The 24,759-nt window shown below is 57.7% G+C and carries 22 protein-coding genes; 11 read left to right on the plus strand and 11 right to left on the minus strand.

All coding sequences use genetic code 11. The features are described 5' to 3' along the window. Positions 1-7 precede the first annotated feature (7 nt). The 5 genes from DFR37_RS04195 to DFR37_RS04215 all read left to right on the plus strand — a co-directional run bounded on the left by DFR37_RS04195 (position 8) and on the right by DFR37_RS04215 (position 5,055). A complete protein-coding gene (locus DFR37_RS04195) occupies positions 8-1,105 on the plus strand; it encodes an aromatic ring-hydroxylating dioxygenase subunit alpha (protein WP_113931991.1) in 1,098 nt (365 codons plus the stop codon). A 36-nt stretch (positions 1,106-1,141) separates the two neighbouring features. Then, complete coding sequence (locus DFR37_RS04200; protein WP_113931992.1) at positions 1,142-2,308, plus strand: ABC transporter substrate-binding protein; 1,167 nt, start codon at positions 1,142-1,144, stop codon at positions 2,306-2,308. A 253-nt stretch (positions 2,309-2,561) separates the two neighbouring features. Beyond that, on the plus strand, positions 2,562-3,182 hold the full coding sequence (locus tag DFR37_RS04205) for a nucleotidyltransferase domain-containing protein (protein WP_113931993.1): 621 nt from the start codon (positions 2,562-2,564) through the stop codon (positions 3,180-3,182). Further along, positions 3,133-3,567, plus strand: coding sequence for a DNA-binding protein (locus tag DFR37_RS04210; protein ID WP_113931994.1), 435 nt, complete (start codon positions 3,133-3,135; stop codon positions 3,565-3,567). Before DFR37_RS04205 ends, DFR37_RS04210 begins: the two co-directional genes overlap by 50 nt. Before the next feature lie 582 nt (positions 3,568-4,149). Beyond that, positions 4,150-5,055 carry a LysR family transcriptional regulator gene (locus DFR37_RS04215; protein ID WP_170139825.1) on the plus strand — a complete coding sequence of 302 codons (906 nt, stop codon included), beginning with the start codon at positions 4,150-4,152 and terminating at the stop codon, positions 5,053-5,055. A gap of 128 nt (positions 5,056-5,183) precedes the next feature. On the opposite strand, the gene DFR37_RS04220 is transcribed toward DFR37_RS04215, so the two are convergent. The 4 genes from DFR37_RS04220 to DFR37_RS04235 form a co-directional block, all read right to left on the minus strand. Further along, a complete protein-coding gene (locus tag DFR37_RS04220) occupies positions 5,184-5,930 on the minus strand; it encodes an enoyl-CoA hydratase/isomerase family protein (protein ID WP_170139826.1) in 747 nt (248 codons plus the stop codon). Positions 5,931-5,953: 23 nt separating this feature from the next. Beyond that, entirely contained in the window at positions 5,954-7,120 is a 1,167-nt protein-coding gene (locus DFR37_RS04225; protein ID WP_113931997.1) for a CaiB/BaiF CoA transferase family protein, read from the minus strand. Positions 7,121-7,303: 183 nt separating this feature from the next. Next, complete coding sequence (locus tag DFR37_RS04230; protein ID WP_113931998.1) at positions 7,304-8,392, minus strand: aromatic ring-hydroxylating dioxygenase subunit alpha; 1,089 nt, start codon at positions 8,390-8,392, stop codon at positions 7,304-7,306. Between the two features lie 62 nt (positions 8,393-8,454). Further along, a complete protein-coding gene (locus tag DFR37_RS04235) occupies positions 8,455-9,453 on the minus strand; it encodes a PDR/VanB family oxidoreductase (protein ID WP_170139827.1) in 999 nt (332 codons plus the stop codon). Between the two features lie 787 nt (positions 9,454-10,240). On the opposite strand from DFR37_RS04235, the gene DFR37_RS04240 reads away from it, so the two are divergent. The 3 genes from DFR37_RS04240 (at position 10,241) to DFR37_RS04250 (ending at position 12,367) form a co-directional block, all read left to right on the plus strand. Continuing rightward, positions 10,241-11,647, plus strand: a complete 1,407-nt coding sequence (locus DFR37_RS04240) for a sodium:solute symporter family protein (protein ID WP_211317208.1) — start codon at positions 10,241-10,243, stop codon at positions 11,645-11,647. 61 nt (positions 11,648-11,708) lie between these two features. Further along, positions 11,709-11,996, plus strand: coding sequence for a toxin-antitoxin system TumE family protein (locus DFR37_RS04245; protein WP_113932404.1), 288 nt, complete (start codon positions 11,709-11,711; stop codon positions 11,994-11,996). Then, positions 11,993-12,367 (plus strand): HVO_A0114 family putative DNA-binding protein, encoded by a 375-nt coding sequence (locus DFR37_RS04250; RefSeq protein WP_113932001.1) that lies wholly within the window; start codon positions 11,993-11,995, stop codon positions 12,365-12,367. The genes DFR37_RS04245 and DFR37_RS04250 overlap by 4 nt, the downstream gene beginning before the upstream one ends. A 161-nt stretch (positions 12,368-12,528) precedes the next feature. Here DFR37_RS04250 and DFR37_RS04260 read toward each other — a convergent pair whose 3' ends face one another. Beyond that, positions 12,529-13,893, minus strand: coding sequence for a sensor domain-containing protein (locus tag DFR37_RS04260; protein WP_113932002.1), 1,365 nt, complete (start codon positions 13,891-13,893; stop codon positions 12,529-12,531). A 222-nt stretch (positions 13,894-14,115) separates the two neighbouring features. Here DFR37_RS04260 and pgi point away from each other — a divergent pair, with 222 nt between their 5' ends. Together pgi and DFR37_RS04270 are read left to right on the plus strand one after the other, a co-directional pair. Further along, positions 14,116-15,693 carry a glucose-6-phosphate isomerase gene (gene pgi, locus DFR37_RS04265; protein WP_113932003.1) on the plus strand — a complete coding sequence of 526 codons (1,578 nt, stop codon included), beginning with the start codon at positions 14,116-14,118 and terminating at the stop codon, positions 15,691-15,693. Between the two features lie 18 nt (positions 15,694-15,711). Further along, positions 15,712-17,694, plus strand: coding sequence for a BCCT family transporter (locus DFR37_RS04270; protein ID WP_113932004.1), 1,983 nt, complete (start codon positions 15,712-15,714; stop codon positions 17,692-17,694). A 30-nt stretch (positions 17,695-17,724) separates the two neighbouring features. Here the strand turns inward: DFR37_RS04270 and rfbB are convergent, their stop codons facing one another. Beyond that, entirely contained in the window at positions 17,725-18,804 is a 1,080-nt protein-coding gene (rfbB, locus tag DFR37_RS04275) for a dTDP-glucose 4,6-dehydratase (RefSeq protein ID WP_113932005.1), read from the minus strand. A 285-nt stretch (positions 18,805-19,089) separates the two neighbouring features. On the opposite strand from rfbB, the gene DFR37_RS04280 reads away from it, so the two are divergent. After that, positions 19,090-20,574, plus strand: a complete 1,485-nt coding sequence (locus DFR37_RS04280; RefSeq protein ID WP_113932006.1) for a nucleobase:cation symporter-2 family protein — start codon at positions 19,090-19,092, stop codon at positions 20,572-20,574. Positions 20,575-20,652: 78 nt separating this feature from the next. Here DFR37_RS04280 and rfbD read toward each other — a convergent pair whose 3' ends face one another. The 5 genes from rfbD to DFR37_RS04305 form a co-directional block, all read right to left on the minus strand. Further along, on the minus strand, positions 20,653-21,543 hold the full coding sequence (gene rfbD, locus DFR37_RS04285) for a dTDP-4-dehydrorhamnose reductase (RefSeq protein ID WP_113932007.1): 891 nt from the start codon (positions 21,541-21,543) through the stop codon (positions 20,653-20,655). Between the two features lie 109 nt (positions 21,544-21,652). Further along, positions 21,653-22,207 (minus strand): dTDP-4-dehydrorhamnose 3,5-epimerase, encoded by a 555-nt coding sequence (gene rfbC / locus DFR37_RS04290; protein WP_113932008.1) that lies wholly within the window; start codon positions 22,205-22,207, stop codon positions 21,653-21,655. Beyond that, positions 22,204-23,253: a tRNA 2-selenouridine(34) synthase MnmH gene (gene mnmH / locus DFR37_RS04295; protein ID WP_113932009.1), complete on the minus strand. Its 1,050-nt coding sequence runs from the start codon at positions 23,251-23,253 to the stop codon at positions 22,204-22,206. Before mnmH ends, rfbC begins: the two co-directional genes overlap by 4 nt. Positions 23,254-23,379: 126 nt before the next feature. Continuing rightward, positions 23,380-23,892 carry a MarR family winged helix-turn-helix transcriptional regulator gene (locus DFR37_RS04300; RefSeq protein ID WP_113932010.1) on the minus strand — a complete coding sequence of 171 codons (513 nt, stop codon included), beginning with the start codon at positions 23,890-23,892 and terminating at the stop codon, positions 23,380-23,382. A 48-nt stretch (positions 23,893-23,940) separates the two neighbouring features. Then, positions 23,941-24,750, minus strand: a complete 810-nt coding sequence (locus DFR37_RS04305) for an ABC transporter permease (protein ID WP_242341707.1) — start codon at positions 24,748-24,750, stop codon at positions 23,941-23,943. Between the last annotated feature and the right edge of the window lie 9 nt (positions 24,751-24,759).

The raw sequence follows: 24,759 nt of genomic DNA on the forward strand, positions 1-24,759 counted from the left end.
AAGCGCAATGTTTGTAAAAAACTGCTGGTATGTCGCGGGCTGGGCCCACGAGCTGATAGATGGCGCCTTGCTGGGTCGTACCATTCTGAATGAAAGGATTTTGTTTTACAAGGGTGAAAACGATAGCGTTGTGGCCATGGAAGACCGCTGCTGCCACCGCGGCGCGGCGCTTTCGCTGGGCCGGCTGGAAGGCAATAATGTGCGCTGCATGTATCACGGCCTGCTGTTCAATAGCGCGGGTACCTGTATAGAGGTGCCGGGCCGGGACGCCATTCCGCCCAGCTTCAAGGTGCCTACGTATCCTGTGGAAGTTCAGGACAAGCTTATCTGGATTTGGATGGGCGACCCGGCCCTGGCCGACAAGACCACGATTCCGGGCTTTCATTATCTTAGCCAGCCGGAATGGGTTGGCGAGCCGGGCTATCTGCACTACCAGGCCAATTACCAGTTGATGGTCGACAACCTGGCCGACTTCAACCACGTGGCCTATGTGCACCCCACTACGTTCGGCGGTTCGCCCAACTATGTGGCCGAGCACACGGAAAGCCCGCTGGAGCGCCTGGACAATGGCTTCAAGGTAACCAAGTGGCACATGAACTGCGACCTGGCGCCGTTTGTGAAGAAGTTCGTCAAGGGCATGGGCAAGGTGGACCGCTGGAATACGGTAAGAATGCAGATGCCGGGCTACTTCTACCTGGAGTCGGGGTTTTCTCCCGCGGGCAACGGCATTGAAAAAGGCAATATGGAAGGCGCCATTTCGTTCCGCAACCTGCAGGCCATGACGCCGGAAACGGAAGACAGCACGCATTTGTTCTGGGTGTACCTGCATAACCAGACAGAGAACCAGGACCTGATTACGCGTTCGCTTTCGGCCAGCATTCTGGAGGGGCTGTACGAAGACATGCCGATTATCGAGCTGCAGCAGAAGATTCTGGCAAAGGACCCTGGCTTTACCTTGAAGTCGATGCCGTCGGATGTGGGCTTGAACCATATGCGCTGGCTGGTGGCGCAGCAACTGAAGAAGGAACAGGCCCAGGCGCCGCAGCGCGACAAGGACCAGGCGCGCAAGGACATGGTGCGCAGCGAAGCCATGGCGGGCGCGTAAAGCACTGCCACCACACTATATAAACGAGACAATTCAATGAAAAAAACATCGCAACTGATCGGGCTGGCTTCGTTGGGCCTGCTTATGGCAACAGGCGGCGCGGCCTGTGCGCAGACCATGAAAGTAGGCGTTACGGTGCCGCTTACCGGCCCGGCGGCCACCATAGGCATTGGGGCGCGCAACTCTATAAGCATGTTTCCCAAGAAGATAGGCGGGCTGGATGTTGAATACCAGATTCTGGACGACGCCAGCGCCCCCACCAACGCGGTAAAGAATGCCAAGCGCTTCCTGGGCGAAGACGTGGACGTTATTGTGGGTTCGTCCACTTCGTCTTCGGCGCTGGCCATTGTCGAAGCCATTGCGGGGGCTGAAACGCCCTTGATAGCGCTGGGCGCTTCGTCCAGGATTGTTGCGCCCATGGACGACAAGCGGCACTGGGTGTTCAAGACTTCGTCCAGCGATTCGCTGGTGGCCACGGCAATTATCAAGCACATGCAGGAACACGGAATCAAGACCGTGGGATTCATTGGCTTTAACGATGCCTTCGGCGAAAGCTGGCTGACGGAAATAAAGACCTATGCCGACGCCAACAAGATAAAGCTGGTGGGTGTAGAGCGGTTCAACGCGGGCGACACCTCGGCCACTGCGCAAGTACTGCGCACTATCGCCGCCAACCCCGACGCCGTGCTGATTGCCGCGGCCGGCACCCCCGCCGCGCTGCCGCATGTTGCGCTGAAAGAGCGCGGCTATAAAGGCAAGATCTACCAAACCCACGGCGCTGCCACCGACGACTTTTTACGCATTGGCGGCAAAGCCGTGAATGGCAGCTATCTGCCGGTAGGCCCGAACCTGGTGTGGGAACAATTGCCCGACTCCTACCCCACCAAGGCGGTCAGTGCGCAGTATGTGCCCTTGTACGAAGAAAAATTCGGCAAAGGTTCGCGCACGACGTTTGCGGCGCAGGCCTACGATGTATTGCTGTTTCTGGAACGCGCCGTGCCCGAGGCCAGCAAAAAGGCCAAGCCCGGTACGAAAGAGTTCCGCCATGCCCTGCGCGACGCCCTGGAAAACATCAAGAACCTGCCCGCCAATTCCGGGGTGTACAACATGACGGCCACCGACCATTCCGGCCAGAATGATTATTCACGGGTAATGGTGTCGGTTCAGAACGAAAGGTTTGTGCTGGAGCCGCTGGAGAAGTAGGGGGAACTAAAGCCGCATGGCTTTCAAGAGCGCAGTCCAAGCAACAGGTAGCACACGCTGCCTGTGCTCTCGAGCAAGGTGATTTACCCAGCGTCCCCCGAAACCTCCACTCGTACAGTTGCCTTCCCTCTAAACTTTCACAAAGCTATCTATCCGAGAAATCATATCGACTTCAGTATGGTAATTGACTGGGAAGGCCCCCTAATTGAAGCTTTCCATCTCGAAGTATAATAAGCTACAATTGTAGCTATATATGCTACGTAACTTATCTGAAACTCTTTTTGGCGGGTATCGCCGCCGCGCGCTTGGGCTCCTTTTGCTGCGCCCAGACGAGTCCTTTCATGTCCGGGAAATCGCTCGCCTTACTCATACTGCTCCTGGCACGTTGCATAAAGAACTAGCTCGGTTGGCCGAAGCTGGCATTCTTGAACGTGAGACAAGAGGCAACCAATTACTGTACCGCGCCAATAGAAATTGCCCCATATATACAGAGCTATCAGGAATCTTTCGGAAAACAGTCGGGGCAGCGGACATAATTGCCCAAGCATTAATACCCTATTCCGACCAAATCGACATTGCTTTCGTGTATGGTTCAGTTGCCCGCGGACAAGAAATAGCTTCGAGCGACATCGACATTATGTTGATCGGCTCGATAAATTTTTCCAGTGCGATAAAACTGCTGTACCCCATACAAACAGAACTGAAGCGTGAAATCAGTCCCAAAGTATTTTCAATAGACGAATGGCAGGTCCAAGTCCACGGTAATAATCAATTCCTTACAGAAGTGCTGTCCTCCTCAAAGATTTTTTTAATCGGAAACGAGCATGACCTTGGAAAACTTACTGGGCCTAACACTGGAAAGGATCAAACCTAGCCCCCAACAGATCACTCGTTTACTAAACGCCGCTAAACGTAACCTTGCCGATGCTGAAATCCCAACGCTAAGCAACGAAAATAAATTTGATGCTGCATACAAAGGAATAATGCAACTTGCGATGCTGGCACTACATGCAAACGGTTATCGAACCTTAACCAGCCGGCCTGGCCATCATCAAACCGCTATACAAACCCTCCCTCAAACTCTAGGCCTGCCAATAGAAGAGATGATTGTGCTGGACGCTTTGAGAAAACAACGTAACTTGGCTGATTACTCGGGTGATCTTATACCCGATTCGGTTGTTCGAGAATGCCTGATCAGCGCACACGCGCTCCTACTAAAGGTGGAAGAATGGCTGCTGGAACGCAAGGCTGAAGACTAGACCTGAGCCATATTGGCAACCCTCAACCCGAAGCTTGATGCGTTAAGCAAGCCCGCGCTAAAGAAGCGAATGGGCCGATGAGCGCATCGGGTACGGGGAAATATCCAGTAGCTATGGAAATGGGATTCGCCGATATGTTCTCCGCTAACCCTCTGTGACTCTCGGGGAACCAGCCAGCCGCCACATAACAAACAACCCCAGATGCTGTTGCAAGCAGCTTTGGCCAGCTCTTAAGCCATATTCGTTTATAGGTCTTCAAATCTGCTCTCAACGTGGAAGCGCTTTAGCCATATTCTGCGTTCAATTTTCCGCCGTCAGCCTCGACGTCGATCGAAATCAGGAAAAACTTCAAGGCTCCAGCTTGGCAAAAACTGAAACCACAAGCCATTTCCCGAGAAGTTTGTGCTGGAGCCGCTGGAGAAGTAGGGGGAGGACACTATTGATCTTTCATACGAACATGGGCATTATTCATCAATAAGGAGCGACATGTTTTCCGTTAAGAGATCAAAAAAATTGAACAATTAAGCAACGGCTGGCATGGCGCCTTCAATTCGCGAAGAATTCACGAAAGGAGGCTGGGCAATGTCTTTCCAACAGATTGAGGCTTTTTATTGGGTGGTTGTTTTAGGCAGCTTTGCGGCTGCTGCCGACCACCTTTATGTTACGCAGTCGACGATTTCCATGCGTATCAAAGAGCTGGAAAAGCATCTGGGGGTAGAGCTTTTCGACCGCTCCAGCCGGGTGGCCCAGCCTACGGCCACGGGACTGGAGCTTATGCAGTATGCACGCAAGCTCTTGGGACTGAATACCGAACTGAAGCAAAAAATCATGTCGGCCAAGGCATTTACGGGGCAGATACGCATAGGCGTTGCCGAGGTGGTTTCGCTGACTTGGTTGCCGAAGTTCATTGAAGCGGTGTCGACCACGTTTCCCAGGGTACGCCTGGAAATCGACCAGATGCTGACGGCCGATTTGGTCAGCCATTTGCGCAAAGGCGCGTTGGATTTGATACTTGCGCCGGGACGCGAACCCGAGTCCGGCCTGAATACGGCTTCGTTGGGGTCGGTGCAGTTTTCATGGATGGCCAGCCCGAAGCTTGGCCTGGGCGGCGCGAAAAGAACCGCCCAGGAAATTTCGGAACAGGCAGTGATTGGGCTGGCGCGCCAGTCCTACCACCATGGCACTATCGAGGACTGGTTCAGAAAGGGCCACGCCTATAGTTATTACCAGGTTCGCTGCACCAGTATGCTGGTGGCGGCTTCGATGGTGTCCAGCGGCGTAGGCTGCGCTTATCTGCCCATTAATTGCTTCAGCCACGAAATCGAGGCCGGCCGCCTGGAACTGATAGACACCAGCATAGAGCCGCAAGTGGGCTTTATTGCCGCCATGTCGGCCGACGAAATGGCGCCGCTGGTCTTCCGCATTGCCGACCTGGCGGTCCAGGCCAGCAATTTCCCCAATAAAAAGCTTGCTGCCCTCAGCGAATAGCTGCAACGCAAGCTGCATTAGCGGCGCGGCGTGGGGGCATACCTTTTTACCGCCGGGCCGCCCCAAGGTAAAAGCGCCCCCTCGGGGGGCAGCAAGCTGCGTAGCAGCGCGGCGTGGGGGCCTACTTTCTACCGCCGGGCCGCGGCCTTCGCTTCTTCCCAATAGGCTTGCATGCGCGCCTTCAAGCCTGGCTCGGTGACGGTTTTTGCCAGTATCCCCATGTCCACCGCGGCCTGCCGTGTGTTTGCGGCAAATAATTGCCGGCGCGTCGGTTCTGGAATGCGCTTCAGGCTTGCATATTCGGCTTCTATCAGCGCATCGACATCGACGTCTTGAGCCAACCCCTGCGCCAGGCCTAGCTGCACCGCCAGGCCGCTATTGATTTTTTGTTGTTCCAGCAGCACGCCGTAGGCCTTTTCGCCTATCAGGGAAAGCAGCCGGTTGGTGCCCAGCAAAATGCCAAAACGAATTCCCGGGAAGCGGAAAGAGGCGTCGGGCGCAACCAGCCGCTTGCGGCAGGCGGCCATCAGGTCGGCGCCCGCGCCGGAGACTGCGCCCTGGGCGTACACCAGGGTTTGGCAAGGGGCATAGTGAATGCTTTGCAACAAGGTTTCCAGGCGCAGGAAGCGGTAGGCCAGGCTGGCGTCGGTTTCCTGGTCCAGGCCGCGCAAGTCGAATCCGCCGCAAAAAATGGCGCCGTGGCCGCGCAGCACCAGCAGTTCCACCTTTTTGTCCAGGCAAGCCTGGACGGCATCGATCAAGGCTTCCACCAGATCGGCGCTTAAAGCGTTGGCGTAACGGCTGCGGTTCAGTGTTATGCGGCCGACCTTGTCCGCGTGGCTGTAGGCCAACTCTACCAAGCTTGTGTCAGGCACGGCATCAACCCCAAATTCATTTTTCAGACCGCCCATTCTTTAAGCACCTCTTGGTTGTGTTCGCCCAGGCTTGGCGGATTGCGGTGAATGGCCAGTTCGTAGCCGCTTAGGGTGATGGGGAAATTGGTGGTCTTGGTTTTTACGCCGTTGGGGAGCACCAGGTCTTTGACTATTCCCATGTGCTGTACGTGCGCGTCGTTGAAGACGTCGGCGTAGGTGTTGATGGGACTGGCCGGCACGCCTCTTGTTTCGAACTCTTGCAGCCAATTTTTGGCGGTGTCGTGCTGGAACTTTTCTTCCAGTATCTGGGCCAGCTGCTTCTGGTTTTTTGCGCGCGAAGCCTGGTCTATGAATTCCGGGCGGTCTTTCAGGCCGGGCATGCCCACGGCCTCGCACACTTGCTGCCAAAGCTTGTCGGTGCCGGCGGCAATCACGAAATAATCGTCGCTGGCTTTGAAGGCTTGGTACGGGGCGTTACGGGGATGGGCCGACCCCAGGCGGCCGGCCGAAGTGCCGGTGCCGAAGTATTCGCTGGTTTGCAGTGCCGAGACGCCAATAAGGCATCCCAGCATGGAGCAGTCTACGTGGCAGCCGGTGCCGCCGGGCGCGCGCGCACGCAGCACTGCCGCGGTAACGGCAAAGGCCGCGTACAGGCCGGCACAGAAGTCGCCCACAGGCACGCCGCACTTGACCGGCCCGCTATCGTCTTCGCCGGTAACGCTCATCAGGCCGCTCATGGCTTGCACGGTTACGTCGAAGGCGCCCTTGGTAGCGTAAGGGCCGGTTTGCCCGTAGCCGCTGATAGAGCACATGACCAGCTTGGGGTTGACCTGCTTCAGCGCCTCATAGCCCAGACCCAGCCTGTCCAGGACGCCGGGGCGGTAGTTTTCGATAAGGATGTCGGCCGCCGCGCACAAGGCTTTCAGCTCGGCAACGTCGGCCTCGTCTTTAAGGTCCAGGGCGACGCTACGCTTGTTGCGGTTAAGCGATGCGAAGTTTTCGCTATAGGCTTCGCCGGCTTCGTTTTGGCTTAGCGGCGGCCACGAGCGCATGCCGTCGCCCATGCTGGGGTTTTCTATCTTGACCACGTCGGCGCCCAGGTCCGCCAGCAAGGAACCGGCGAATGGGCCAGCGGCAATCTGGCCAAGCTCAAGCACTCTAACGCCGGTAAGTGGGCCAGAAGTCTGCATATTGCTTCCTTTTCAAAACTATTCGTTAATGTTGATGACCGGCCCAGCCCAGGCTGAACCGCACCGTCTTGAACACCTTGCCTGTCGGGTCCAGCCCCGACAGTGCCGTACTACGCTTGGCGGCATCGGGCCCGGGGAAAGTGCCGGCTGGCGGCCCTTTCCCCTTACAAGGCGGTGCGCCCGCTACGCCAGAGCCTCTTCCCTTACCAGCGGCTGGCGCTCGGCGCGCTGCATGGCCAGCATGATCTGCCGTGCGCGCCGCAGGGCCGCGTCGGAAATCAGGAACAGTTCGGAATAGTCATCGTCGGGATATTCCATCATTTTTTGCTGGCGCTCCAGGGCCCATTCGTCTTGTTCGACCACGGCGTAGAAACTGTTGGCAATGGCCTGCGTGGTCGAGATGCTGGTGTCGCTTAGCGGCGTGGTGTCTTTCTTGGTGGAGATCAGGATGCGCCACTCAAGGTTGTTCTTGTCCACCGGATAGTGCAGGTGCAGCAGCGTGTAGCCGCGTTCGGCCTCGGTGCCCAGTTGGCCCGGAGGCGCCACGCGCATCACCACGCGGGTAAGGCCGGGCGTGACCATGGTGTGCGTATGCACGCGGTCGATAAGTTCGTAGTGGAAGTATTCCTGGAAATACGGCGGCTGCTTGTAGTTCTCGGTTTCGCGAATGGTGCGCACATACTTGAAGCCGTCGACTTCGCCCTCTTCCATTTTTACCGGAATCTCGCTATTGGCGCGGTCGCCGATGTTGCCGTCGTGCAGCGGATAAAAATGGCTGATGTCCAGCAGGTTTTCGATTAGCAGCAGGTAATTCGACGGCGACTTGATGATCTGCGGCAGCGGCATGCTGTCCAGCTTTTCGTCGACAGCTTCCGTGGTGCGCGGGGGCGCAATGCCTACACAGGCTTCCGGGTCGCCGGGCCACAGCCATACTATCGTGTCTTGTTCGCACACCGGCATTACGCGCAGCCTGGCCTGCTTGGGAATGGGACGGTCCGACTGGGAAGGAATTTCTACGCAGCGGCCGGTGGCGTCGTACTGCAGCCCATGATAGGCGCATTCCAGGTTGCCGCTTTCAAGCAGTTTGCTTTGGGAAAGGGGAAAGCGCTTGTGACAGCAGCGGTCGTCAAAAGCGGAAACATTGCCGTCTTCGGTACGCCAGATAACCACGGGCTTATCGGCGATTTTCAAGCCTTTGAGTTCACCGGTCTTGAATTCGTTGGAAAACCCAACGGGGTACCAGCAATTACGCACGTATTCAAACTCAGCCATTATTGACTCCTCTCTTAATGTTTTGTGGCAAGGCCACGGTTCCATCAGTCGTTATTGAGTTGTTATATGTCTAAAATCAAAGGACCTTCTTTGGCCCTGGCACAGCAAATCATTACGTAGCTGCGGCGGTTGGCGTCGTCCAGAACGCTGTCCCGGTGTTCGGGCTGGCCGCCCACATAGCGTGTCATGCACGTGCCGCAATAGCCTTCTTCGCAGGAAACGTCCACCTGCACGCCATTGCGCCGCAGTACTTCTGGAATGGATTCGTCGGCCTGCACGGTATAGGTCTTGCCGGAACTGGCCAGGCGCACTTCAAAGGCTTCATTCAGGCTGTCGTCCTGCAGGGCTTCCTGGTCGGTGCCGGCCGAAAAGCGCTCGAAATGCACGGTGTCTTTGGGCCAATGCTTGGTGACCAGCGCCAGGTGGTCCATGAATCCAGAAGGGCCGCAGTAATAAATGTGCTCGCCCGCGCCGGGTTGGGCGAATGTGTTTTGAAAATTGGGCTTTATGCCTTCGTCGTCGACATACACGGTAGCCTTGCCGCTATCCAGCAGCGGCCGCAATGGTTCCAGAAAGGCTGCACGGCTTCGAGACCGCACGCAATAATGCAGGTGGAAATCCACGTTTTTTCGAACGCATTCGGCAACCATGGCCATAATCGGCGTAATTCCGATTCCGCCAGCCACAAAATGCAGCGGGCCTTTGCCGATAATCAAGGGAAAATGGTTTCTGGGCTGGGAAATAAGCAGCTCGTCGCCTTCCACAACGTGCTCGTGAATATATTCAGACCCGCCACGGCCATTCGATTCGCGCAGAACCGCAATAACGTAGCGATGGCTTTCTTGAGGGTCGTTGCACAGAGAGTATTGGCGAATAATTCCGCCGGGTAAATGCACATCTATATGCGATCCAGCCGAAAATTCGGGTAAATCTTCCGCCGAAAGTTCATAGCTGAAAATATCGTCCGCAAGCTTTTCAACGGCACTGACGCAGGTGCGGATAAGCCCCTTTTGGGTTTGTGCAAGCTGTTCGTCCGAATAAGATAATGCCGCCACTGTCATGATTGCCTCCGGTACTTGGATATTCTTGGAAACCCCTTGGGTTTTTGCTGTTTTGGACAGTATAGGAAGGCATCCCATGAACAACAAGCGAGTAATTTTCCTGTTTTCGTTCAAATTTTTTGATGTATTGAGCTTCAGTTGCGTTTTGCTGCAAAAAGACGCACGGGCAGGCTGATCAAAAAACCGCGCGTGCGACATTGCTTTTCGTGCCATTCATCAATTATTTTGTCTCGCTTCATCATAATTTATCGCTTGTTTTTAATGAATCATGCTCCTATTCTTGGCTGAACGAATAACCATGACAGCAGTAATTGCAAGCAGGCTCATGGCACGACGCGTCTTATAAATGCGCGCACCGTTTTCCAATATTAATAATCGTCGCAACGATATAGTTTTTTATCCAAATGGAGGAGTGGAAAATGTTTACCTTATATTGGTTAGGTGTAATTTTCTTTGGTGGAATCGTCTTGGCTATTTGGCATTGCATGTACCCGAAGGCCGTCCCCCCATACCGCAGTACAGGGCGTCCGTAGCCGGCTGGCCACGGTGCTTATACCGACATAAATAATAAAAACAAGCTCTGATTCCGTACGGAAACTAGATTGGGCCTTATCAGGCCTGGCGGACGGCTTCGCCCAAAATTCGGCGGGTTTATATCGAGAATAATGTTTTGGAGATAATGATGGCTGACAAGACGTTTCTTATATGGGCTATTACAGCCTTTCTACTGCTGTATATAGTTGTAATTCTCTGGATCGGTAAACTGGGAGCAAAACATAGTAAGAACATGCGCGGCTATTCCCTGGCGCGCGGGCAAGTAAGCCCATGGGTTATTGGCGTAAGTTTTGGCGCCACCTTTGCAAGCGCCAATCTGTTTCTTGGCGTTCCGGGCTGGGCCTACACCTATGGTGCCCCTACCCTGTGGTGGACCTTCGGGTGCTTTGCCCTGACATGGGGCGGCCTGGTCTTGTTTGCGCGCAAGTTCTGGCACGACGGGCAACGCAACGGCGGCGCGCTAACTTTGCCGCACTGGCTGAAAATCCGCTACAACAGCACGGCCATACAGGTCATAGTGGGCTTCCTGACTTTATTCAATATTTACTACATCGTCGGCCAAAACGTGGGCCTGGCTACCACTTTCGAAACAATCATGGGCCTGCCCTACTTTTGGGGAGTGGTGCTGGGCGTGGTAGTGACAATTGCCTATCTTTTTGTGGGCGGGGCCTACGCCCAATATATTGGCGACGCAATCCAGGGCATTTTGATGTGCGTCTGTGGCGTGGTGTTGTTCGGTTCTTTGGCCTGGACCATAGGCGGGGGCTGGAATTTCCTGGGTGAACTTGGCGCGCGGCTTAATGCCATCGACCCCGCCCTTACCGCCCCGGTGGCAAAGACAGGACCGTTCTATAGCTGGATGGCTATTCTTTCTATCGAATGGCTGTTGTTCACCTTCGGCCTGCTGCCGCACTTGATGAATAAAGTGCTTTCGATCGATAAAGAAGAAGGCCTGCGGCCCTTCATATTGTCGTCGGGCATCACGCTGTTCCTGCTGTCCTGTTTTGCGGTGTTTGCGGGCATGGCCGCACGCGTGCTTATGCCCGAGCTGCCTTCTGCCGATGCGGCTATCCCCGCATACATCGAACACGCGTTTCCAACGGTTGTAGTGGCGATAATGGTCGGCGGCCTGCTGTCTGCCATTCTTTCAACCACCAATAGCCTGTACCTGGGCATGTCGGCCATTATCGGCAACGACATTTTCAAGCCGCTGATCGCGCCATTTATTTACGGCAAGTCTGAAGACAGCGAAGTGCAAACCGACAAAGGAACGCTGCTGGTGTCCCGGGCCGGCCTGCTGGTGATAGGCGTGGTTTCCATGGTTATGTCATTCAAGCGGCCCGATTCGCTGGCCCTGCTGACGCAGTTCGGCATTTCGGCCATCATCAGCGGCGTCATCGCGCCCATTACCCTGGGCTACATCTGGAAGCGAGCCAATCGCACCGGCGCCCTGGTGTCCACCCTTGGAGGCGCCGGCTGCTACATCGTTCTAAGCACCTTCGGAATACAAAACAACGTATTCATCGCGCTGGGCATCAGCTCGATCCTTGGCTTTGCCTTGATGATTGCGGTTTGTCTTGTAACCAGCCCCCAAAGCGCTTCCGAAAAGAGCGCCGGCTATGCGGTAGGCCTGGAGTAGCTTTGCAAACCTGGTGTTGTCGCCATTGACAACACCAGGTTTTGTTGTCATAATTGACAACATGGACGCCCAACTTATCCTCGATCACAAGACCGTAGATATCAACGGCGCCATTCTGCAAATGAAAATCTGGAAAGTGCCCGAATCAGTGCCGCCCACCACACACGGTTTCAAGTACCGGTTGGTTTATGTCTATAACGGTCAACGTATCGTTGGCTTTGACAACGAGCGCGGCAAGGGCGATCACATGCATTTAAACGGGCAAGAATTTCCCTATGAATTCACCAGCCTTGAGCAATTGATCGAAGATTTCATTTCCAAAGTCGATGAACGGAGGAAAGTATTATGAATCGGACGCTCACTATTACTACGGGCCAGAATTGGAAGCATGCGCTACGCGCTGCAGGGCAACGTGCGGCGCATGGCATTGCCACAGGCAAGTATCAGGGCGAAAGCCTCAACTTCGAGTCGCCCGCCGCCTTCTTTGGGCAGCTATCTGAATTGCGCTGGCAGATGGTACGCGAAATGATGGGTAGCGGCACGATTGGCGTTCGCGAACTTGCGCGTCGGCTGGACCGAGGCGTCAAACGTGTGCATGAAGATGCCCAGGTTCTGGTTGCCCTTGGCCTATTGGAAAAGGACGACAATGGCGCACTGCGCTGCCCTTTTGACGATATCCATGTCGATATGCATTTGACCCCATTGCGTGAAGCAGCTTAACGACGGCGTTATTGCGTTTGACGGCGCGTGGCTGGGTGCCGAAACATTTGTTTCGTTCGACAAGAAGGCCGTCCGGCTGTTAGAAGCCGGCGGTCATCAGTGCCGGCTTTTAGTCGCTTGAATATTAGGCGCAAGACCTAGCGCAACCGCAAGAGCAAGTATTAGTCTATTGGCCCAATGCTTAGCTGGCGCCGGTAGTCCCGGTTCTTGGCGAAATACATGGCTTTGTCGGCGTGCTTCAGCAACTGCTGTTCGTCGTTGCCGTGCTCGGGGTAAAGGGCGATTCCGATGCTTGGTGCAACGCTAAGCTTGTGGTCCTCTATGGCAAAAGGCTCGCTAAGGACGCCCCGAATTTTTTCTGCTATCAGCGCGGCTTGCTCTGGCCGTGAAATATTCTGAAGCAGCACCACGAATTCGTCGCCGCCCACACGCGCAACGGTGTCAGTTTCGCGCACGCATTGGCTTAGCCGCTGCGCGACTTCCTGCAGCACCATGTCGCCAACGCTGTGGCCCAGTGTGTCGTTGATAGGCTTGAATTTGTCCAGATCGATGTACAGCACCGCCAGGCGGCCGCGTTCGCGGTGTGCAATGGAAAGCGCCGCTTTCAGGCGATCGTGCAAAAGGCCGCGGTTGGGCAGGACGGTCAGTTGGTCGTGCTGCGCCATATGCCGCAGCCGGATCTGCATTTGCTGGCGCTCGATAACAGTGGCTATCTGCGTGGAAACGAACTGCAGGAGCTCCTGGTCCTTTTCGGTGTAGCAAACGCCGCCCGGATAGCTTTTGACGACCAGCACGCCTATTGTTCCGTTATGCGATTTAAGCGGGACGCCCAGCCAGCAGATTGGATTCGTATCGGCAAAAGCCTGCCGCGCCCGCGGATGAAAAGCCATCGTCTCTGGAGTCAACAACAGCGGCTGACCGGTCTGGATGATCTCGGCATAAAGTGTTCCGGCGGCAAGCCTGGACGGCTTGGGCTTTTTTTCACGCTCGTCCACATGGTACGGAAAACTCAGTTGCTCGGTGTCCTTGTCGTACAGCGCGACGAAGAAGTTGTCCGCCCGCAATAGCGTGCCGACGATTTGATGGATGCGCTGGAACAACGCAAGCAGGTCCTGGGCGGCGTAGGCGGCTTCGGCAATGGCATACACTGCGGCCTGCATGGACTCGGCGCGCTTGCGCTCGGTAATGTCGCGCCCAACCCCTATCCGCAACTGCTCGGCGGGCGACCAACGCGTCGACCACATAATATGCACGACCTGACCGTCTTTGCGGACATAGCGATTTTCGTAATTGAACTGCGGGTGGCCCGACATGACTTCGACCACCGACTTCCGGGTGCCTTCGCGGTCTTCGGGCAACATCATGTCGAACATATTCTTGCCGACCATTTCTTGCGGCGTATACCCGAAGATGCGCTCGCAGGAGGCGCTGGCGTATACGACATTGGCGTCGGCATCGACCGCGAAAACTGCATCCATCAGAAGATCGATGAAGCTGGCCAGCGGCGTGTAGGCTTTTGATTCCATGAACCCTTCATAGTGAGATGCTTTGGCCAAGGCGGGCCGCACAACAATGTTACCAATGCAACGCTTTGATGGTTTTTCGAATGCAGGAGGGGCTATTTTATGTCCATGCCGGGGCAGATGCCACCATAGGCCGCGAAATTGCTATGCCAAAGCGTAAACCGCTGCTTCGCCGGCACGTCCATTACAATCGGCTAAGCATAAAAACAAGATACTGGAATCGCCTTGACTAGCCCCATACCCAATTTGCCTTCGCTACAGCAATTGCCCGAATGGAAACGCTTCGCCGACGCGGCGGAGGCGGCGTCGGTGCGGACCAATGATTTGCGTATTCTGGATGCGGCCGGCATCAATGTGGACATTACGGGCCAAGTGGCTTCCGAAGAACTGGAAGCGGCCGGCCAGGCTTTGCTTGAAGCCCGCCAGTTCGGCCAATTGCGCAGCACGCTGCTTTCGGGCGGCATTGCCAACCTTACCGAAGACCGCGCCGCCTGGCATACGGTTTTGCGGGCGCCCGCTCCCATAGCCGACGTGGCGGCCGAGCGCCAGCGCATGAACGAGTTCGTGCGCCAGGCCGATTCCGAACGGCGCTGGCGCAATATTATTCATATAGGCATCGGCGGCAGCGATTGGGGCGTGCGGCTGGCCATCAACGCCTTCGGCTATGCCGGTGCCTGGCGCCACGTGCGCTTTGCCGCCAATATCGACGGCCATGCCATGCAAGGCGCCTTGGCCGGGCTGGATGCGCGCGAAACGCTGGTTGTGCTGGCCTCCAAGTCGTTCACCACCGCCGAGACCCTGCAAAACGGGCAGCGCGCGCGCGAATGGCTGGCCGCGGCCGGCCTGGAAAACCCCGGCGAACACATGGCGGCCATTACCGCCCGCCCCGACCTGGCGGCCGCCTGGGGCATCCCGCAGGCCCATATCTTCAAGCTGTGGGACTGGGTGGGCGGCCGGTTTTCGTTGTGGTCGTCGGTAAGCCTTACCACCGCCCTGGCTGTCAGTTCGGACGTAGTGGCCGGCATGCAGGCCGGCGCGGCCGCCATGGACAACCACTTCGCCCAGGCTCCGTTCGCCCAGAACGCCCCCATTCAAATGGCCATGGCCGGCGTCGCCAACCGCAGCGTCCTGGGCTATGGTTCGCTGAACATTGCGCCCTACGACTTCAGGTTGGCGCATCTGGTGCCCTACCTGCAGCAGCTGGACATGGAATCATTAGGCAAGTCGGTGGACATTGCCGGCAACCCTGTTGGGGTGCCCACCGGGCCGGTGGTCTGGGGCATGCCGGGCACCGATGCCCAGCACACTTTCTTCCAATGGCTGCACCAGGGCAGCGATGGCGCCCCCGTGGACTTCATTGTGTGCCAGCAAGCCGACCACAGCTGGCCCGACCACCACACCAGCCTGCTAGCCAACTGCCTGGCCCAGCGCGAAGCCTTGCTTAACGGCAAGACCTTCGACGAAGCGCAGCAAGAAAGCCTGCACGCCGGCGCGGACGCGCAACATGCGCCCTGGCTGGCCAAGCACCGCGTGCATGCGGGCGGCCGCCCTTCCAGCCTTGTCGTCCTGCCCAAGCTTTCGCCCTACACGCTGGGGGCGCTGCTGGCCTTGTATGAGCACAAGGTGTTCGTCCAGAGCGTAGTATGGGGCATCAATCCTTTCGACCAATGGGGCGTGGAATACGGCAAGGTGCTGGCCAAAGGAATCGTCCAGGAACTGGCGGGGGCCCGTCCCGGGCCCGATGAAGGCCAGCGCCACGACGCCTCGACCCGGCATTGGATTGAGGAGTTCAGAAAAAGTTAAAGACAGCCAAGGCCGATCATGAAAAAAACACTGCATCCGCCCGTATTCTTTACCTCGGCCGCATTCATCCTGGCGACGGTGGTTTTCACCATTGCGACGCCCGCCGCGGCCCAGGCCCTGTTCAGCGCCATCCAGACCTGGATACTCGAGAACGCCAGTTGGTTCTACATTCTTACGGTAGCGATCATTCTGCTTTGCGTGGTGTTCCTGGCAATAAGCCGCTATGGCGACATCAAGCTTGGCCCCGACCACAGCCAGCCCGACTACCGCGACGTTACCTGGTTTGCCATGCTGTTTTCCGCGGGCATGGGCATCGGCTTGATGTTTTTCGGCGTGGCCGAACCGGTAATGCATTTCGTCAGTCCCCCTGTGGGCGATGGGGGCACCATAGAAGCCGCGCGCGAGGCCATGAAGATTACGTTCTTCCACTGGGGGCTGCACGCCTGGGCCATCTATGCCATCGTCGGGCTGATTCTTGCCTTCTTCAGCTATCGGCATGGCTTGCCGCTGACGCTGCGGTCTGCGCTTTATCCGCTGATCGGCAATCGCATATACGGCCCTATCGGGCATGCCGTGGACATCTTCGCCATTATCGGCACGGTTTTCGGTATTGCTACTTCGCTGGGGCTGGGCGTGGCGCAGATCAACAGCGGGCTGAACCACCTGTTCGGCGTTCCAATCAGCGTGACGAGCCAGATCGTGCTGATCATTGTCGCGTCGTCGCTGGCCACGCTTTCGGTAGCCAGCGGGCTGGACCGCGGCATACGCATTCTTTCAGAAACCAACCTGGCCCTTGCCGTGGTCTTGCTGCTTTTCGTGCTGGTGCTGGGGCCGACTGTTTTCCTGCTGCAGACCTTCGTGCAGAACACGGGCTCGTACTTGTCCGAAATAGTCGACAAGACGTTCAACCTCTACGCCTACGAACCGAACGACTGGATAGGCGGCTGGACGCTGTTCTATTGGGGTTGGTGGATAGCATGGTCGCCTTTTGTAGGCCTGTTCATAGCCCGCGTCTCTCGCGGGCGCACCATACGCGAATTCGTGCGCGGCGTTTTGTTTGTTCCGGCCGGGTTCACGCTGTTGTGGATGACGGTCTTCGGCGATACGGCCATTCACTTCATCTTGATAGACGGTATTCATGGCTTTGCAGAGCGTGTGGCGCAAGACAACTCGCTGGCTTTGTTTGCATTCCTCGAACAGTTGCCGCTTTCCAGCATTACATCGATGGTCGCCATTGCAATGGTGCTGGTCTTTTTTGTTACCTCGGCCGACTCGGGCGCACTGGTCGTGGACCTGCTGGCATCCGGCGGCGCCGAGAATTCCCCGGTCTGGCAACGCATCTTCTGGTCTTCGCTGATGGGCGTGGTGGCTATCGCCCTGCTTCTGGCCAACGGCCTGGAAGCCTTGCAAACCGCCACTATCGCCAGTGCCCTGCCGTTCTCGGTGATTCTGCTGCTGGCTGTGTGGGGATTGTTCAAGGCACTGAAACTGGACGCGACCAAGCGGCGCATCCGCTACCAGACCATCACGCGTTCGCCGCCGCCCGGCAATAGCCAGCCGTGGCAAAGGCGCTTGCGCAATATCGTCATGATGCCCAAGCGGGGACATGTGCTGCGTTTCATGAACGACATCGTGCTGCCTGCGATGCACGCGGTCGCCAACGAGCTGCGCCAGCAAGGCTATGAAGCGGTCGTCCATGAAAAAGGCGACAACGATGAGATCCGCCTGGAGGTGCAGCACCACGGCGAACTGCTGGACTTTGCCTATGCGGTTTGGCCGCTGGAGCAAATACGGCCGGCGCTGACCCCGGACGAGGTCGACGACGAAGAAGAGCGCCGATTTTTCCGCGCCGAGGTATTCCTGCGCGAAGGCGGCCAGGACTACGACATCATGGGATGGAGCCAGGAAGATGTCATAGGCGACATCCTGGACCAATACGAACGCCACCGCCAGTACCTGCACATGGTGCACGGCTCGGCGGCGCCGGAGGCGGAGAGTTAATGAGCGGGGCTGGTGTGCGCCGCTATTGCTTTACTTTGCCGCCCCCAGTCTTTCGCGCTGATAGCTGCCGTCTTGCACATGCCGGCACCAGTCCAGGTTGGACAGATACCACTGCACCGTTTTGCGCAGGCCCGATTCGAAGGTTTCTTGCGGGGTCCAGCCTAGTTCGCGCTGGATCTTGGCGGCGTCGATGGCGTAGCGCAGGTCGTGGCCGGGGCGGTCGGTGACGAAGGTGATCAGGGCTTTGTGCGAGGCGGGGTGGCCGCCAGTGCTTAAAGGGCGGCTTTGGGGATGCAGCTCGTCCAGCAGCTCGCAAATGGCGTGCACGACCTGGATGTTCTGCTTTTCGTTATGGCCGCCGATGTTGTAGGTTTCGCCGACCTGGCCTTGGGTGATGACTTGATACAGGGCCCGGGCATGGTCTTCCACATACAGCCAGTCGCGCACCTGGTTGCCCTGGCCGTACACGGGCAAGGGCTTGCCCTCAAGAGCGTTCAAGATCACCAAGGGGATGAGCTTTTCGGGGAAGTGATAAGGCCCGTAGTTGTTGGAGCAATTGGTGACCAGGGTGGGCAGGCCGTAGGTGCGGCGCCAGGCGCGCACCAGGTGGTCCGAGCCGGCCTTGCTGGCGGAATACGGCGAGCTGGGCGCGTACGACGTGGTTTCCGTGAACAGGTCTTCCGGGCCTTCCAGGTCGCCGTAGACTTCGTCGGTGGAAATATGGTGGAAGCGAAAGGCGTTCTTGCGCGCGGCGTCCAGCCCTTGCCAATACTGGCGCGCGGCCTCTAGCAGCGTGTAGGTGCCGACAATATTGGTTTCGATGAATGCGGCGGGCCCGTCGATGGAACGGTCCACATGCGACTCGGCCGCCAGGTGCATGACGGCGTCGGGCTGGTGCTGGGCGAACACGCGGTCCAATTCGGCGCGGTCGCAGATGTCGACCTGTTCGAAGGCATAGCGGGCATGGCCGGCCACCGACGCCAGCGATTCCAGGTTGCCCGCGTAGGTCAGCTTGTCCAGGTTCACGACCGAATCGCCCGTGTGGCCAATGACATGGCGCACCAGGGCCGAGCCGATGAATCCGGCTCCGCCGGTAATTAGAATTTTCATACTTATTTGTTAGGCCGATTATTGTGACTGCGTATTCGCCATGCTTGCAAGGCCCGAAGGACTAGTAATGCTATACAGCTTATAGCAGCAAAGGAACACCACGGGCAGCATTTTAGCCCGGCTTGCCCGCCCAAGCCTTCTTTGGACCCTGATAATCAAACACTGATAAAACCCGGGTTTTCCGCTATATGAAAATGGATTTCAGCTATATACAGTTCACTAGTTACAGTCTGCTCGTTACAGATAGAAACTGGCTGCATTTCCTTAACCCCCAGGAGACCTTGCATGACAAAGTCCGTTGCACCCGTTGATCAACGCCTACCCGGAGGACAGCTGGCTGTGCTTGGTTTGCAGCATGTGCTGGTCATGTATGCCGGAGCTGTTGCCGTTCCGCTTATTGTCGGCCGCGCTCTGAACCTTAGCGCCGCGGAAGTCACCATGCTTATTTCCGCCGACCTTTTCGTCTGCGGCATTGTTACCCTTATCCAGTCTTTTGGAGCCACGCAATGGTTCGGCATCAAGCTGCCGGTCATGATGGGCGTTACGTTTGCCGCGGTGGGGCCCATGGTGGCCATTGCCAAGACCTCGCAGGGCCACGGAGGGGCGCAACTGCTGTTCGGAGCCATTATCGGGGCGGGCATAATTTCCATAATCATTGCCCCGTTCGTCAGCCGCATGCTGCGCTTTTTTCCGCCGCTGGTTACCGGCACGATTATCGCCATTATCGGCATTACTCTAATGCGGGTAGGCATTAACTGGATATTCGGTACGCCCGTCGGCCCCACCGCGCCCAATCTGGTCAATCCCGAATATGCAAAATGGCTGGCCAATGCCGCGGCCATTACCAGTGCGCCCGGCTCGGCCCTGCCGCCGGTGCCCCAGGGCTTGTCCATATTGCCCACGGTACCCAACCCCCGCTATGCCGACCTTACCGGGCTGGGCGTGGCGGCCATCGTGCTGGTTGCCATCCTGTGCATCGCCAAATACGCCAAAGGCTTCTTTGCCAATATTGCCGTGCTGCTGGGCATTGTCATCGGCGCCATCGTGGCCTCGGCCATGGGCTTGATGACTTTCGAGAAAGTCGCCAAAGCGCACTGGGTGGACATTGTCCTGCCCTTCCACTTCGGCATGCCTATATTCGACCCCGTCATGATCATTACCATGACTCTGGTCATGATTGTGGTGATGATCGAGTCCACCGGCATGTTCCTTGCCCTGGGCGAAATGACCGACAAGAAAATCAGCCAGCCCGATCTGGCCCGCGGCCTGCGCACGGACGGCCTGGGTACTTTGATAGGCGGTATTTTCAATACCTTCCCGTACACCAGCTTTTCGCAAAACGTGGGCCTGGTGGCGGTTACGGGTGTACGTAGCCGCTTTGTTTGCGTGGCCGGCGGCATTATCCTGGTTATCCTTGGTCTGCTGCCCAAGCTGGCGGCGCTGGTTGAATCCCTGCCCACGGTGGTACTGGGCGGCGCGGGCATTGTGATGTTCGGCATGGTTATCGCCACGGGCATTCGTATTTTGGCCGACGTCGACTTCAAGACCAACCGCCACAATGCCATGATTGTTGCCATTTCCATCGGCGTAGGCATGATCCCGCTGGTAGCGCCCAGCTTTCGCCAATGGATGCCGCATGCCATTCACCCGCTTATCGAATCGGGCATCTTGCTGACCTCGGTCGCGGCGGTGCTGCTGAACCTGTACTTCAACGGCGCCCCGCACGACACCTCAGCTTCAGTCAAGGCCGCGATGCAATCCGAAGCTTGATCTATCGGGTTTAGCGTGTAATGAAAAAATCCAGGCATTTGAACTGCCTGGTTTTTTTTGCGTGCACTATGTGGCGGTTCAAGACCGCAAATTCAGTATTTTCTTGACCATACTATCAAGGCTTGCATGTAGCGGCTTGGGCTGTATGCCGCATCGAGCTATTTTTTCGTAAGAAAGAACGGAGTAGCCCGGGCGGGCGGCAATCGCAGGGCTCGCTGCGGTAGCGGTAGAGGTTGCGGCGACAATGTATTCGCTGGTCGTGATCGGCAGCAGTTCAGGCGTAAGGCCCGCGGCCTGGAAGATGTGCCGGGCAAAGCCGTACCATGACAAGGCCGTGGCGCCGGTGTAATGGTAGACGCCGCCGGGCGCATCGGGATTGCGCAGCAGCTGGATGATGGCCTGCGCCAGGTCGCCGGCGTAGGTGGGAGCCCCGACCTGGTCATTGACCACACGTATTGGCTTGCCAGCGGCGGCCAGGCGCAGCATGGTCTTTACAAAATTGGCGCCGTACTCGCTATACAGCCACGATGTGCGCAGCACTATGGTTTGCGGCAGGCTCTGCAAGACGGCCAGTTCGCCTGCGCGTTTGGATTTGCCGTAGGCGTTGATGGGGTTTGTGGGTGCATCCTCGCTGTATGGCTGGCTGGCTGCGCCATCGAAGACATAATCGGTGGATATATGCACCAGCCGCGCTCCGGCCTTCTGCGCCGCTTGCGCCAGATGACGCGGCCCGTCGGCGTTCAGCGCCATGGCGGCGGCAGGATTGCGTTCTGCCTCGTCCACGGCGTTATAGGCGGCGGCATTGATAATAAGCTGCGGCTGGATCCGGCCTACATAGGATTCCACGGCGCCCTGGTCGCAAATATTCAAGTCGACCGAACCGGGTGCTAGCAATTCCCAGCCGTCAGGGCGGCGGTCTTGCAGGCATCGGCCAAGCTGACCCGTGCCGCCTATCAGCAAGACCTTCATGGCACCCGGCCCGAGCCTGCCACCTGGCGCTCACCCATGCCGGCACGCAAGCTGCTTTCGTTATGGCAAGGCAAGCGGGAAGAAAAGGCCAAAGTGTTAAGTTCGATCATCACAGCCGCCCTGCTTCTTGCAGCGCTTTCAACGTCAAGCCCTGCCGGTCCTTAGCCGACAGCACCGGGCTGTTTACCGGCCAGTCTATGGCCAGGTCCGGGTCGTTCCAGCTTAAGCAGGCCTCGTCTTCGGGGTGATAGTAGTCGGTGCATTTATATTCCACGCTGGCTTCATCCGAAAGCACGACGAACCCGTGGGCGAAGCCCGGCGGTATCCATAGTTGCTGCGGCCTGGCGTGCGACAGCGCCAGGCCTTGCCATTGCCCGAAGCTGGGCGATGCAGTCCGCAGGTCAACCGTTACATCGTAGATCTCGCCCTGGGCTACGCGCAGCAACTTGCCTTGCGGGTGCCGGCTTTGAAAATGCAGGCCGCGCAGGACATGGCGCTTGGAGTGCGAATAATTGTCCTGCACAAAGGGGCTCTTCAAGCCCAGCAAGACTTCATAGCGCTGCGCCTGGAAGCTTTCAAGAAAGTATCCACGTTCGTCATGGAAAACGCGCAGGTCGATCAGCTGAACGCCAGGCAGGCCGGTATTGTGAACTGGCAGCGTCATGGCGTACCCTGAATCGCATCGGCCACCGCGGCAATGCCCTTGGCCGAAAGATCATCGGCCGCAATCTGCCTTCGTTGCGACCACGAACTGAAGTGGCGGGACTGCGACTGCTGGTAGTGCGGGTCGTAATGCAAGGTCATCAGCTCGGCAAACAACGAAGGCAAGTTGCCTTCTTGCGCCCATTGCTGCCAGCGCAGCACGGTGGCAGTGCCTTGCTGCTGCTTGAGAAAACCCAGCTTGTCGGCAAGGCCGGCGGCATCTTGGCCCAGGTAGGCATAGTCCTGCAAAAGATAGGCCAGCCGCGCCTGAGGCGTGGCGGCGATTTCAATGCAGGGCGCCGCACGCATGTGCTCGACCAGCGGCAAGGGCACGGCCAGGCGCCCGATGCGGGCGCTTTCGCCTTCTACATACAAAGTGCGGCCAATGTCGATGTTGTCCAGCACCGAAACAACCAGGGTTTCGAAGCGTTTTTGCGAAGGCTGAGCAACGCCCGGCAGCGAGCCCAGCAACGAGCCTTTATGGCAGGCGAAGTCTTCAAGATCAAGCACCTGTTCGCCGCGCGCTGCCAGTTCTTGCAGCACGCGCGTCTTGGCGCTGCCCGTGGCGCCGCACAGCACTTGCAGCTTAAGCCGCGGGCACAGCATATTGATCTGCGCCACGACATGATGGCGAAAGCTTTTATACCCGCCGGCCAGCTGCTGTGCGTCCCAGCCGACCAGCCGAAGCCAGGTCACCATGCTGCTGCTGCGCATGCCACCGCGCCAGCAGTAAACGGCCGGCCGCCAGTTTGCCGGGCGGTCGGCAAAGCGTTCGCGTATATGCACGGCCAGGTTGGCCGCCACCATGGCGCCGCCCACGCGCCGGGCTTCGAAGGCGCCGGTCTGCTTGAACAGCGTGCCCACGATGCGGCGTTCGTCGTCGTCCAGCACGGGGCAATTGATGGCGCCCGGGATGTGGTCCAGCGCAAACTCGGAGGGCGAGCGCGCGTCGATAATCGTATCGAAGGTATGCAGGTCGGAAACGCGCACGGGCTGGCGATGCGTCATGACTGCACCGCAAGAGTCGGCAATCGAACGCCCGGGGCATTGTTGCGCCGGCTAAAAAACGAAATCTGCATTTTTGTCTTGGATGAACCTGTACGATAGACACAAATTATCGCACGGGCGGCGCACTCAAGCCCCCTGCATATTGTCCCGGATACGGTTCAGCAAGTCGTGCAGCAGCAGTTGTTCTTGTTCGCTTAGCCCGCGCACGGCGCGCTCGTAGATTCCCCAGGCGGGGGGCAGCACGTGGTGGAACTGGCGCCGTCCGGCGGGAAGTATTTTGATGACCACCATCCTGTGGTCGCTGGGGTTGGACTTGCGTGCGATATAGCCGGCGTTTTCCATGACCGTAAGCGCGCGCGAAAGCGTGGCCTGGTCGACGTCGGTGACATTGGCCAGGGCGCTGACGCCCAAGCCGTCGGTTTCGCTTAGAAAAGCCAGCACGCGCCAATGCAGCAGCGTCATATTGTGCTTGCGCAGCAGCACCTGGAAATCCGCATTCAGCGCCGCTGTGCTGCGGTTGAGCAAATAAGGCATGAAGGTTTCATGGCCCAGATACGCCTGCCACGGCTGCAACGCCGGCTTTGATTCCCGCGCCGGTATCTCGTGCGCTTGTTCGCCCGCGCCGCTTAATGAACTCATGATGCCGTCCCCCGCCTTTCGCTATGTGCGACGACCAGTATCGGGCCGTCAACCTTCGTGATCGAGCTTGCGCTGCACGAAGCCGATCAAGCTATTCAACGCCAAGCCCACTGCGCAAATCCAGATCAGGGGCACGAACATATCGACTGTTTTGTACGCACGCGCCGCCATGGTCAGCATGTGGCCCAGACCGTCGGTGGACGCGATCATTTCGGCCAGGAACACCACCACGCAGGCAATGACGCCCGAAACGCGCACTCCTGCCAGGACTGTGGGCACGATGGCCGGCAAAGTGACCTTCCACAGGCAGGCGGCGCGGCTGGTGCCGGCGGCCCGCGCCGACCAGATCAACTTTTGGTCAACCGAGCGCGCGGCCGACCAGGTAGCCATCAAGACCGGGAACATGGCGTCGGCCACGATGAGCGTTATTTTGGACGAGTTCTCGAAACCCAGGATCAGGATCAGGGCCGGATACAGCGCGATTTTCGGTATGGGCGCAACCAGGCGCACAAAGGCGTCGAGCATGGCGGCGCTGAAACGCGACAACTGCGCCACTAGTCCCAATGCCACGCCCACAATGACGGCAATGAACAGGCTTACGACCAGGCGATACAAGGTAATGCCGAAGTTCTGCCAAAATTCGGAGCCCGCGGCTATCTCGAACAGACGCGCAATAATGGCGCTGGGGGCCGGCAGCAGCTGGGCTTCGACCCAGCCCATGCGGCACACCAGTTCCCACACCAGCAGTACCAGCACAGGAGAAAAAGCACGCTTGGCATAAAGCGCGAACGTGGCCGGAATGGCACTGGAACGGGCGGCTGGGGCGGTTGCGGCAAGCGTCGAGGCTGTGTTCTTCATGATGGCCGC

The sequence above is a fragment of the Eoetvoesiella caeni genome, from assembly GCF_003315175.1.
GTDB lineage: Bacteria > Pseudomonadota > Gammaproteobacteria > Burkholderiales > Burkholderiaceae_B > Eoetvoesia > Eoetvoesia caeni.

Bases quoted from the DNA above. Each gene is read 5' to 3' on its own strand.
- DFR37_RS04260 (WP_113932002.1), bottom strand. From the start codon at position 13,893: ATGGAATCAAAAGCCTACACGCCGCTGGCCAGCTTCATCGATCTTCTG.
- DFR37_RS04280 (WP_113932006.1), top strand. From the start codon at position 19,090: ATGACAAAGTCCGTTGCACCCGTTGATCAACGCCTACCCGGAGGACAG.
- DFR37_RS04305 (WP_242341707.1), bottom strand. From the start codon at position 24,750: ATGAAGAACACAGCCTCGACGCTTGCCGCAACCGCCCCAGCCGCCCGT.
- DFR37_RS04270 (WP_113932004.1), top strand. From the start codon at position 15,712: ATGAAAAAAACACTGCATCCGCCCGTATTCTTTACCTCGGCCGCATTC.
- DFR37_RS04215 (WP_170139825.1), top strand. From the start codon at position 4,150: ATGTCTTTCCAACAGATTGAGGCTTTTTATTGGGTGGTTGTTTTAGGC.
- DFR37_RS04195 (WP_113931991.1), top strand. From the start codon at position 8: ATGTTTGTAAAAAACTGCTGGTATGTCGCGGGCTGGGCCCACGAGCTG.
- rfbB (WP_113932005.1), bottom strand. From the start codon at position 18,804: ATGAAAATTCTAATTACCGGCGGAGCCGGATTCATCGGCTCGGCCCTG.
- mnmH (WP_113932009.1), bottom strand. From the start codon at position 23,253: ATGACGCATCGCCAGCCCGTGCGCGTTTCCGACCTGCATACCTTCGAT.
- DFR37_RS04200 (WP_113931992.1), top strand. From the start codon at position 1,142: ATGAAAAAAACATCGCAACTGATCGGGCTGGCTTCGTTGGGCCTGCTT.
- DFR37_RS04235 (WP_170139827.1), bottom strand. From the start codon at position 9,453: ATGACAGTGGCGGCATTATCTTATTCGGACGAACAGCTTGCACAAACC.
- DFR37_RS04225 (WP_113931997.1), bottom strand. From the start codon at position 7,120: ATGCAGACTTCTGGCCCACTTACCGGCGTTAGAGTGCTTGAGCTTGGC.
- rfbC (WP_113932008.1), bottom strand. From the start codon at position 22,207: ATGACGCTGCCAGTTCACAATACCGGCCTGCCTGGCGTTCAGCTGATC.
- DFR37_RS04245 (WP_113932404.1), top strand. From the start codon at position 11,709: ATGGACGCCCAACTTATCCTCGATCACAAGACCGTAGATATCAACGGC.
- DFR37_RS04230 (WP_113931998.1), bottom strand. From the start codon at position 8,392: ATGGCTGAGTTTGAATACGTGCGTAATTGCTGGTACCCCGTTGGGTTT.
- DFR37_RS04205 (WP_113931993.1), top strand. From the start codon at position 2,562: ATGCTACGTAACTTATCTGAAACTCTTTTTGGCGGGTATCGCCGCCGC.
- DFR37_RS04210 (WP_113931994.1), top strand. From the start codon at position 3,133: ATGACCTTGGAAAACTTACTGGGCCTAACACTGGAAAGGATCAAACCT.
- DFR37_RS04300 (WP_113932010.1), bottom strand. From the start codon at position 23,892: ATGAGTTCATTAAGCGGCGCGGGCGAACAAGCGCACGAGATACCGGCG.
- DFR37_RS04250 (WP_113932001.1), top strand. From the start codon at position 11,993: ATGAATCGGACGCTCACTATTACTACGGGCCAGAATTGGAAGCATGCG.
- rfbD (WP_113932007.1), bottom strand. From the start codon at position 21,543: ATGAAGGTCTTGCTGATAGGCGGCACGGGTCAGCTTGGCCGATGCCTG.
- DFR37_RS04240 (WP_211317208.1), top strand. From the start codon at position 10,241: ATGCGCGGCTATTCCCTGGCGCGCGGGCAAGTAAGCCCATGGGTTATT.